This window comes from Burkholderia sp. Cy-637 (assembly GCF_011753175.1).
GTDB lineage: Bacteria > Pseudomonadota > Gammaproteobacteria > Burkholderiales > Burkholderiaceae > Burkholderia > Burkholderia gladioli.
In genome coordinates this window covers 1-6479 of the sequence record NZ_VWWC01000260.1, presented here as the reverse complement: position 1 = coordinate 6479, position 6479 = coordinate 1, and the positions used below count along the sequence as shown (strand labels likewise).

The following is a 6479-nucleotide window of genomic DNA, read 5'->3' as shown; positions in this document are numbered from 1 at the left end:
GTGGCCGCGCCGGTGGCGCTGCTGCTGGCGCGCCTCGCGCAGGGCTTCTTCTCCGGCGCCGAGGTGACGGGCGCGGCCACCTATCTCGCCGAATCGGCGCCGCGCGGCCGGCGCGGCTTCTACGGCGCCTTCACGCCGGTGGGCGTGGCGATCGGCGGGGCGCTGGCCGCCACCGTCTGCGGGCTGACCACGGCCCTGGTCGGCGCCGAGCAGATGCACGCCGGCGGCTGGCGCATCCCGTTCCTGGCGGCGCTGCCGCTGGTGCTGCTGTCGGCGCTGATCCGCAAGCGCGTGGACGAATCGGTGGCGTTCCGCCAGTCGGCCGCGCGCCACGAGACCGTCAAGGCGCCGCTCTCCGAGCTGTTCGCGCATCACCGCGCGGCCCTGCTGAAGGTGTTCCTGATATCGCTGGGCCAGAACGCCGGTTACTGGGTCGGCTTCATCTTCATGAACATCTACCTGACCAGCTACCTGAAGTACGACAAGGCCAGCGTGTTCACCCTGATGGCCGTGATCAGCCTCGCGATGGCGGCCCTGATGCCCTTGTGGGGCGGGCTGTCGGATCGCATCGGCCGGCGCCGCGTGCTGCTGGTCGGCTTCGCCGGCTATATCGCGCTGATCTTCCCGATGATGGTGCTGATGAACCAGCAGAGCTTCGCGCTGGCCGCGCTGGCGATGTTCGTGGTGGCGCTGCCGATGCCGGCCGTGCAGTCGGTCGGCTACCCCACCTACGCCGAGCAGTTCCCCACCCGCGTGCGCTACACCGGCATGGCCTTCAGCTTCAACTTCGGCGCGATGCTCGGCGGCGGCGTCACGCCCTACCTGGCCACCGCGCTGATCGGCAGCACCGGCAACCTGATGTCGCCGGCCTTCCTGATGGTGGGCGCGCTCGTGATCGGCGGCCTGGCCCTGCTGAGGATGCGCGAGACGGCCGATGCCGCGCTCGAATGACGACCGACCGAATGAGGATCGCTCCAGGATGAACACGATCGACTCCGGCGCCCTGCGCGCCTCGCCCGATGCACCCGCGCTCGACACGCCCCGCGCCGCGCGGCTGGCGTTCCGCGCCGGCTACGACGGCAATACCAGCGGCGCCGCGCCGGGCCACGCGCAAGGCAACCTGGTGATCCTGCCGGCCGCCTGGGCCGACGATTTCGCCGCCTACTGCCGCGCCAATCCGACGCCCTGCCCGCTGATCGGCGTGACCGAGCCGGGCAGCCCGCTGCTGCCCGCGCTCGGCGAGGATCTCGACCTGCGCCGCGACCTGCCGCGCTACCGCGTCTGGCGCGACGGCGTGCTGGTCGACGAACCGCGCGAGATCGCCTCGCTCTGGCAGGACGATTTCGTCGGCTTCGTGATCGGCTGCTCGCTGTCCTTCGAACATGCCCTGGAGCAGGCCGGGCTGCGCGTGCGGCACGTCGACGAGCGCAAGGTGGTGCCGATGTACCGCAGCGCGATCCCGACCGTGCCGGTGGGGCCGTTCCGCGGGCCCACCGTGGTCTCGATGCGGCCCTACACGGCCGAGCAAACCGCGATCGCCTTCGAGGTCTGCGCGCGCCTGCCCGGCGCGCACGGTGCGCCGCTGCATGTCGGCGATCCGGCCGCGATCGGCATCGCCGACGTGAACCGCCCCGACGAGGGCGAGCCCACCGAGATCCGCGCCGGCGAGCAGCCGGTGTTCTGGGGTTGCGGCGTCACTCCGCAGGCGGCCGTGATCGAGGCGCGCCCGCCGATCTGCATCACGCACGCGCCGGGCTACATGCTGGTCTGCGATCCGCTGGTGGAGGATCTGCGCCTGGTTTGAGCGTCAGGCGCGCGCGGCTTGGGCTTGGGCTTGGGCTTGGGCTTGGGCTTGGGCTTGGGCTTGGGCTTGGGCTTGGGCTTGGGCTTGGGCTTGGGCTTGACTCAGGCGCAGGCCGCCGCACCGGCCGCGTGCCGCGCTCGCCAGGCCCGCCCCACCCGCGAGGCACCAGGCCGCCCCAGCGCGCGCGAGATGAATTCGCCGGCCTCGACCAGCCGCGCCAGGTCCACGCCGGTCTCGATCCCCAGCCCCTCGCAGAGATAGGCCAGGTCCTCGCTGGCGAGATTGCCGGTCGCGCCCGGCGAGAACGGGCAGCCGCCGATCCCCGCCACCGAGGCGTCGAAGATGGCGATGCCGGCCGCCAGCGCCGCGCAGACGTTGGCCACCGCCATCCCCCAGGTATCGTGGAAATGCCCGGCCAGCGCCGCGAGCGGCACCTCGCGCGCGCAGGCCTCCACCAGGCGCCGGGTGGCGAGCGGCGTGCCGCGCCCGACCGTGTCGCCGAGGCTGATCTCGTGACAGCCCATCCGGTACAGCTCGCCCGCCACCGCCGCCGCCTGCGCCGGCGCGACCTCGCCCTGGTACGGGCAGCCCATCACGCAAGACACGTAGCCGCGCACCGGCACGCCCGCCTCGCGAGCCGCCTCGATCACCGGCACGAAGCGCGCGAGGCTCTCGGCGATCGAGCATTCGATATTGGCTCGCGAGAAGGCCTCGGTGGCCGCCGCGAACACGGCGACCTCGTCGCAGCGCGCCGCGAGCGCCGCCTCCAGCCCGCGCCGGTTCGGCACCAGCGCCGACAGCACCACGCCCTCGCGACGGGGCAGCGCGCGCAGCACCTCGGCGCCGTCGGCCATCTGCGGCACACGCCGCGGCGAGACGAAGGCGGCCGCCTCGATATGCCCGAGCCCGGCATCGGCCAGCCGCTCGACCAGCTCGACCTTGGTTGCGGTCGCAACCAGCGTCGCCTCGTTCTGCAGGCCATCGCGCGGCCCCACCTCGACGATGCGCACGCGCGCCGGAAGCGGCACGCCGCTTGCGTCACCGAAGCCGCCGCCCGGCGTACCGCGCCCGGTCGCCGCCATGTTCGGCCGTTGCCAATGCGCCCTCGGCGGCGCGGGAAATGAGCATCGCATCGTGTCGTCCTCCGTGTCGAAGCGCGCCGTCGGGCGCGGCGGAACGCGAAGCGGCCCGCGGCCCGACTATCGGATCCGCGGGCCCGCGCGGCAAGAGACGGTTCGCGACGACAGTCGCCGCGCTGTCATGGTGACAGCGCGGCGGCAGCCAACCGGCAGCCAACCGGCAACAACCCGGCAACCGTAGCGAAACGCGTTCCCGCGCCGAAGCTGACGATCGGCTGTCGGTGCCCGGGACGATTCGCGCCGCCGCAGCGCGAGCCGAGGCTCGGCGGAACTAATCGGGGCGGGACGCAATCATGTTAACGTCCTGCCAACGCTCTCCAAGACGGGCCGCCGCCGACGCGGAGCCCCACCCATTCCCTATGCGACAGATCCTGATCGGCTGGCTGCTGGCCATCGTCGTCACCGCGGCCCATGCGGCCGCGCCCGCCTCCGCGGCGCCGGCCTCGGCCGCTTCCGGCGCCGTGCCGCCGCTCACCCAGCAGCAGGCCAAGCAGGCGCTCGCGGTGCTCGAGAACACGCAGCAGCGCGCGCAGTTCGAGGCCACCTTGCGCGCCATCGCGGCGGCCGGCGAACTGAGCACGCCGGTGCCCGCCAGCGCGGCCAGCGCCGCTTCCGCGGCAAGCGCGGCACCGGCATCGGCGGCGTCCACGCCGGTCGCGCTCCAGACCAACGGCCTGGCCTCGCAACTGGTGCGCCAGGGCTCGCACTGGGCCGCGCAGATCGGCAATGCGCTGCGCGATTCGCTGCGCTCGCTGCTCGACGTCGGCTCGGTCGGCAGCTGGTGGCGCAGCAAGCTCACCCACGGCGACGAACGCGCCGACTTCATGCACTTCCTGCAATTGATCCTGGGCGCGCTGCTGCCGGCGCTGGCGATCGAATGGTTCGCGCGGCGCCTGCTGCGCCGCGCGCTGGCGGCGCTGGCCGCGCGTCGCGCCAACGGCCACCACGACGAAAGCGCCGAGCCCGAAGCCGAAGCCGAAGCCAAGCCGGCCGGCGCGGCAAGCGGCGAGGCCGCGCCCTCGATCGCCGCCGCCGAGGCGAATGCCACCGCCCCCGCCGACGACGCAAGCCAGGACGCCCGACAAAGCGCCCACGCCACCCGCGGACGCGGCCACGCCCAGCACCACAGCACCCTGCTGCGGCGCATGCCGCGCGCGCTGGTGAGCCTGGCGCTGCGGGCGATCCCGGTGCTGGTGTTCGTCGGCGTGGCGACGCTGGCGATGTCGATGCTGACCGAGGACGACACGCCGCCGGCCGACGCGATCAGCGCGCTGATCGACATCTACGTGATCTGCCGCGTGGTGGCGATCGTCACGCGCCTGTTCCTCCAGCCCGACGCGCCGAGCCTGCGCCTGCTGCACATGAGCGATCGCTGGGCCGTGTTCACGCAGCAGTGGATCCGCCGCATCGGGCTGGTGGTGGGCGGCTGCGCGGCGGTGGTCGAGATCGCCGCCAACTTCGGCCTCAGCGAGGCGGGCCACCTGGCCCTGCTCAAGGCCGTCGCGCTGGTGGGCCACGTGATGGTGTCGATCCTGATCCTGCAGTGCAGCCGCCCGGTGGCGGCGCGCATCCGCGCCCACGCGGCCGGCAATCCGTCGGTGACGGTGCTCGGCAACGCGCTGGCCGATGCCTGGGCGCCGGCCGCGGTGTTCATCGTGATGGCGCTGTGGTTCGTCTGGGCGCTCGACGTGCACAACGGCTACCACGTGCTGTTCGCGCTGGGCGGGCGCACCATTGCCGTGATGATCGGCATGCGGATCGTCTCGATCATCGTGTTCGGCGCGCTCGCACGGCTGTTCCAGCGGCGCGACAGCGAACGCGGCACGCTGGTGCATCGCCATGCCTATCGCTACTACCCGCTGGCGCGCCAGATCGTCTCCGGCGTGATCGGCATCGTCACCCTGGTCCTGCTGCTGCAGATCTGGGGCGTGCCGGTGCTGCGCGCCTTCGAGGCCGGCACCATCGGCCACCGGCTCGCCTCGGCCCTGGTGACGATCGCGATCGCCGCGGCGGTGGCGCTGCTGGTCTGGGAAGCGGCCAATATCGCGATCGAGCGCCGGCTCGACAGCTGGACCCAGCAGGGCAACCTGGTGCGCGCCGCGCGCCTGCGCACCCTGCTGCCGATGCTGCGCTCGCTGCTGTTCGTGATGATCGCGCTGGTGGTGGTGCTCACCGGGCTGTCGGAACTGGGCGTCAACGTCGGGCCGCTGCTGGCCGGCGCCAGCATCTTCGGGGTCGCGCTCGGCTTCGGCTCGCAGAAGCTGGTGCAGGATTTCATCACCGGCATCTTCCTGCTGATGGAGAACGCCATGCAGGTGGGCGACTGGGTCACCCTGGCCGGCGTGTCGGGCACCGTCGAATACCTGTCGATCCGCACCGTGCGGCTGCGCGCCGGCGACGGCTCGCTGCACACCGTGCCGTTCAGCTCGGTGTCGACCGTCAACAACACCAACCGCGGCCTGGGCAACGCGGCGGTGAAGGTCAGCATCCAGTACGGCGAGGACGTCGACCTGGCGGTGGCCACGCTCAAGGAGATCGGCGCGGCGCTGCGCGAGGATCCGCAGTACAAGGACGGCATCCTGTCGGACTTCAGCTACTGGGGTATCGATTCGGTGGACGGCGCGGCGATCGCGATGTCCGGGCAGATCCAGTGCAAGGACTCGACGCGCTGGGGCGTGCAGCGCGAATTCAATCGCCGCATCGCCGAGACCTTCCGCGATCGCGGCATCCGCATCGCCAACCCCCAGCGCAACGTGCTCGCGCGCGAGGCGCACGACGGCGCGATACCCGAGGATGCCGATCCGGCCACGCCGGCCGAGCGCGAATCGGGCAAGCCGGCCGGCGCGCCCGCCGATACGCCGCCGCCGGATCGTGGCTGAGGACGGCTCGGGGCGCCTGGATCGAACGCGGCGCATACCGGAAGCTCACGTCGCCCAAGGCCGTTCGCGAAGGCCGATGCGGCGCTCGGCAACCCGCCGCGCTCAGGCGCCCGCGCCGTCCGCCTCCTCGGCGGCGAGCCCGGCCAGCGCCCGCGCCAATGCGCGGATCCTCGGCTCCCGCGCGCGCTGCACGGGATACACGAGGTAGTAACCGAGGCCGTTGGGCAGCGCCGCGCCGAACGGCATCAGCAGTTGCCCCGCCGCCAGCCGTTCGCGCGCCATGCGCGGATCGCCGATCGCCACGCCATGGCCTTCCGTCGCCGCCGTCAGGCTCAGTTCCAGCGTGTCGAGCACGAGCCCGGCCTGGGCGTCGACGCCTGTCGCGCCGGCCTGCTCCAGCCAGCCGCGCCAGCCGCCGTCGCCATGGCCGCCATGCAGCAGCGTCGCGCGCGCCAGATCGGCCGGCGCGCCCAGTGAAGCGGCCAGCGCGGGCGAGCACATCGGCGCCAGCCGTTCGGCGAACAGCGGCACCGCCTCGATCCCGGGCCACTGCCCCGCGCCGCGTACCACCATCGCATCGACCTCGTCGGCCGAGAAATCGGGCCGATCGTCGGCCGAGGTGCGGATCCGCAAGGCGATGCCGCCGAGCGCGGCGTA

The 6479-nt window shown here is 72.7% G+C and carries 5 protein-coding genes; 3 read left to right on the top strand and 2 right to left on the bottom strand.

What is annotated here, in order from left to right; genetic code table 11:
- A partial coding sequence (locus F3J10_RS33685) for an MFS transporter (protein ID WP_167243884.1) occupies positions 1-951 on the top strand: 951 nt, incomplete at its 5' end.
- Between the two features lie 28 nt (positions 952-979).
- A complete protein-coding gene (locus tag F3J10_RS33680) occupies positions 980-1804 on the top strand; it encodes a putative hydro-lyase (protein ID WP_167243883.1) in 825 nt (274 codons plus the stop codon).
- Between the two features lie 101 nt (positions 1805-1905).
- Here F3J10_RS33680 and F3J10_RS33670 read toward each other — a convergent pair whose 3' ends face one another.
- A complete protein-coding gene (locus F3J10_RS33670; RefSeq protein ID WP_167234431.1) occupies positions 1906-2832 on the bottom strand; it encodes a hydroxymethylglutaryl-CoA lyase in 927 nt (308 codons plus the stop codon).
- A 470-nt stretch (positions 2833-3302) separates the two neighbouring features.
- Between F3J10_RS33670 and F3J10_RS33665 the strand changes: the two genes are divergently transcribed.
- Entirely contained in the window at positions 3303-5822 is a 2520-nt protein-coding gene (locus F3J10_RS33665) for a mechanosensitive ion channel domain-containing protein (RefSeq protein WP_167243882.1), read from the top strand.
- 102 nt (positions 5823-5924) lie between these two features.
- On the opposite strand, the gene F3J10_RS33660 is transcribed toward F3J10_RS33665, so the two are convergent.
- A partial coding sequence (locus F3J10_RS33660) for a LysR substrate-binding domain-containing protein (RefSeq protein WP_240155788.1) occupies positions 5925-6479 on the bottom strand: 555 nt, incomplete at its 5' end.

Bases quoted from the DNA above. Each gene is read 5' to 3' on its own strand.
- F3J10_RS33680 (WP_167243883.1), top strand. From the start codon at position 980: ATGAACACGATCGACTCCGGCGCCCTGCGCGCCTCGCCCGATGCACCC.
- F3J10_RS33665 (WP_167243882.1), top strand. From the start codon at position 3,303: ATGCGACAGATCCTGATCGGCTGGCTGCTGGCCATCGTCGTCACCGCG.